Source organism: Achromobacter sp., assembly GCF_036567245.1.
In the GTDB taxonomy this organism is placed as follows: domain Bacteria; phylum Pseudomonadota; class Gammaproteobacteria; order Burkholderiales; family Burkholderiaceae_B; genus Achromobacter.
Map to the genome: position 1 here is coordinate 1 of NZ_DATCUY010000161.1, position 3,525 is coordinate 3,525.

At 67.8% G+C, this 3,525-nt stretch carries 2 protein-coding genes; one reads left to right on the plus strand and one right to left on the minus strand.

What is annotated here, in order from left to right; genetic code table 11:
* On the minus strand, positions 1–2,356 hold a 2,356-nt coding region (gene mdeB, locus VIR09_RS07035), incomplete at its 3' end, for an alpha-ketoglutarate dehydrogenase (protein ID WP_332012227.1).
* Between the two features lie 224 nt (positions 2,357–2,580).
* On the opposite strand from mdeB, the gene VIR09_RS07040 reads away from it, so the two are divergent.
* On the plus strand, positions 2,581–3,525 hold a 945-nt coding region (locus VIR09_RS07040), incomplete at its 3' end, for an OPT family oligopeptide transporter (protein ID WP_332012226.1).

Genomic DNA, 3,525 nt, shown 5'->3' on the forward strand with positions numbered 1-3,525 from the left:
GTTCGGCTTCGCGGCCAGCGCGCGCCAGCTCGGAGTAGCTGGTGACGCTCCAGACTTCCGCATCCACGCCATAGTCGGCCTGCAGGCGTTCTGCCGCGAGTTCCGCCTCGCGCAGCATCGGGCCCGCGCCCAGCAGGCGCACCTGGGCCTGGGTGCGGGCGGGCCGCAGGCGGTACATGCCGCGCAGGATGCCCTCGCGCACGTCCTCGCCTTGAGGCATGTCCGGTTGCGCCAGGTTTTCGTTGGTGACGGTCAGGTAGAAGAATTCATCGCGCTGCTCGTCCAGCATGCGGCGCATGCCGTGTTCGACGATGACGGCGACCTCGAAGGCGTAGGCCGGATCGTAGGCGCGGCAGTTCGGCACGGCCGCCGCCATGATGTGGCTGGAGCCGTCCTGGTGCTGCAGCCCTTCGCCGCCCAGGGTGGTACGGCCGGAGGTGGCGCCGATGAGGAAGCCGCGCGTGCGCTGGTCGGCGGCGGCCCAGATCAGGTCGCCGATGCGCTGGAAGCCGAACATCGAGTAATAGATATAGAAGGGCAGCATCGGCAGGCCGTTGACCGAGTAGCTGGTGCCGGCGGCTGTCCAGGACGAAATCGCGCCGGCCTCGGTGATGCCTTCTTCCAGTATCTGGCCGTCGCGGGCCTCGCGGTAGTACAGCACCGAGCCGATGTCCTCGGGCTCATAGAGCTGGCCTTGCGCCGAATAGATGCCGATCTGGCGGAACAGGTTGGCCATGCCGAAGGTGCGCGCCTCGTCCGCCACGATGGGCACGATGCGCGGCCCCACGGTGGCGTCCTTGAGCAGCGCCGTCAGCATGCGCACGATGGCCATGGTGGACGACATTTCCTTGCCGTCGGCGGCCAGCGCGAAGCGCGCCCAGTGTTCCGCGTCCGGCGGCGCCAGGCGGGGCGCCTCGGTGTTGCGTCGGGGAATGTGGCCGCCCAGCGCCGCGCGGCGCGCCTGCAGGTGGCGCAGTTCGGCGCTGTCCTCGGCCGGACGGTAGAACTTCAGCGCCAGGCAGTCGGCGTCCGAAATCGGCAGCGCGAAGCGGTCGCGGAAGGCCAGCAGCGCCTCGTCGTCCAGCTTCTTCTGCTGGTGCGTGGTCATCTTGCCCTGGCCGGCGGAGCCCATGCCAAAGCCCTTCTTGGTCTGCGCCAGGATCACGGTGGGCTGGCCGCGATGGTTGGCCGCGCGGTGGTAGGCCGCATGGATCTTGACCATGTCATGCCCGCCGCGGTGCAGCCGGTCGATGGCCTCGTCGCTCCAGTCGGCCACCAGGGCGGCCAGCTCCGGATTCTGGTTGAAGAAGTGGGCGCGGTTGAAGGCGCCGTCATTGGCCGCGAAGGTCTGGAACTGTCCGTCCACGGTGTTGGCGAAGGCGCGCGCCAGCGCGCCATTGGTGTCGCGCCGCAGGAGGGCGTCCCAGTCGCTGCCCCAGACCAGCTTAATGACGTTCCAGCCCGCGCCCGCGTACAGCGTTTCCAGTTCGTCGATGATGCGGCCATTGCCGCGCACCGGACCGTCCAGCCGTTGCAGGTTGCAGTTGACGACGAAGACCAGGTTGTCGAGTTTTTCGCGCGCGGCCAGCGTCAGCGCGGCGATGGATTCGGGTTCGTCCATTTCGCCGTCGCCGAAGATGCCCCAGACCTTGCGGTCGCCGCCGGGCATGAGCGAGCGGTGTTCGAGGTAGCGCATGAAGCGCGCTTGGTAGATGGCGTTGATGGGGCCGATGCCCATTGAGCCCGTAGGGAACTGCCAGAAGTCCGGCATCAGCCACGGGTGCGGATACGACGACAGTCCGCGCAGACCGCGCGCCGAGGCGGTGATCTCCTGGCGGAAATGCGCCAGGTCTTCTTCGCCGAGGAAGCCTTCCAGATAGGCGCGGGCGTACACGCCCGGCGCCGAGTGCGGCTGCATGTAGACCAGGTCGCCCGGCCCGTCCTGGCTCTGCGCGCGGAAGAAGTGGTTGAATCCCACTTCGAACAGGTCGGCGGCCGAGGCGTAGCTGGCGATATGGCCGCCTAGCTCGCCATGCGCCTGGTTGGCGCGCACCACCATGGCCAGCGCGTTCCAGCGGTTGATGCGGGCGATGCGCTCCTCCACGGCCAGGTTGCCGGGGAAGGGCGGTTCCTGGTCTGCGGGGATGGTGTTGAGGTAGGCGGTGCGGGTCTGGCTGTTGGCGCGCAGGCCCAGCGACGCGGCATGGCCCAGCAGGTTGTCCAGCACATAGCCTGCCCGGTCGGCGCCTTCCGCCTGGACCAGCGCCTGGAGCGCGTCGCGCCATTCGGCGGTTTCGGCGGGATCGGCGTCGTGCTGGATGTCTTGCCCGGGGCGGGCGGAACTGGCGTCGCGCATGGTCTTGTCGTCTCCTGGTTTGATGTCCATGCTAGACCCTAGCTCCTGGCATGGGTGATCAAAATTTCGGGGCAACCCCCGGAAATTCAGCATAATCTGTTGCAGGCTTTGCGGCTTGCGGCAGCTTCTGCCGAGGATGTGCCCGGCTGCCGCCCAGAGGGTGTGGCCGCAGGGTGGACGCGAAGGCGCTAGAATTCGCGGCTGGCATGATAGGAATTACTGCAATGACCCAACCCATCAGCGTCCCGGCAGAGGTCACGTTGCCCGAACTTACGTTCCGCGGCATCCTCCTGGGCGCAATCATCACCGTCATCTTCACGGCCTCCAACGTCTTTCTCGGACTCAAGGTGGGCCTGACGTTCTCATCCGCCATTCCGGCCGCGGTGATCTCGATGTCCGTCCTGCGCCTGTTCAAGGACGCGAACATCCTTGAAAACAACATGGTGCAGACCCAGGCCTCGGCGGCCGGCACGCTGTCATCCATCATCTTCATCCTGCCGGCCCTGGTCATGATGGGGCACTGGCAGGGCTTTCCGTTCTGGCAGACGCTGGGCATCTGCGCGGCGGGCGGCATGCTCGGCGTGATGTTCACCATTCCGCTGCGTCACGTAATGGTGGTGCAGAGCGACCTGCCGTATCCGGAAGGCGTGGCCGCCGCGGAAATTCTGCGGGTGGGCAGCGCCGAGCGCGCCCAGGACGAGGCCGAGGAAAACGGACGGGCGCCCGCCAAGGCCGCCACCGGCATGGGCGACATCGTCGCCGGCGGCGTGGTTGCCGCCGCGGTCAGCTTCGCCGCCAGCGGCCTGCGCGTGCTGGGCGACAGCGTCAGCGGCTGGTTCGCGCTGGGCGGCGCGGTGTTCCGGCTGCCCATGGGCTTTTCGCTGGCGTTGCTGGGGGCGGGCTACCTGATCGGCATCGTCGCGGGCCTGGCCATGCTGACCGGGCTGATCATCTCCTGGGGCATCGCCGTACCCATCCTGACCGCCATGGGCGACATGCCTGCAAACATGTCGCTGGCCAAGTACGCCACGGGCCTGTGGGCCTCGCAAGTGCGCTTCATCGGCGCCGGCGTGATCGGCGTGGGCGCCATCTGGACGCTGGCCACGCTGTTCATGCCGATGGCGCGCGGCGTCAAGGCGTCGTTCGCGGCCCTGACCAAGGCGGGCGCG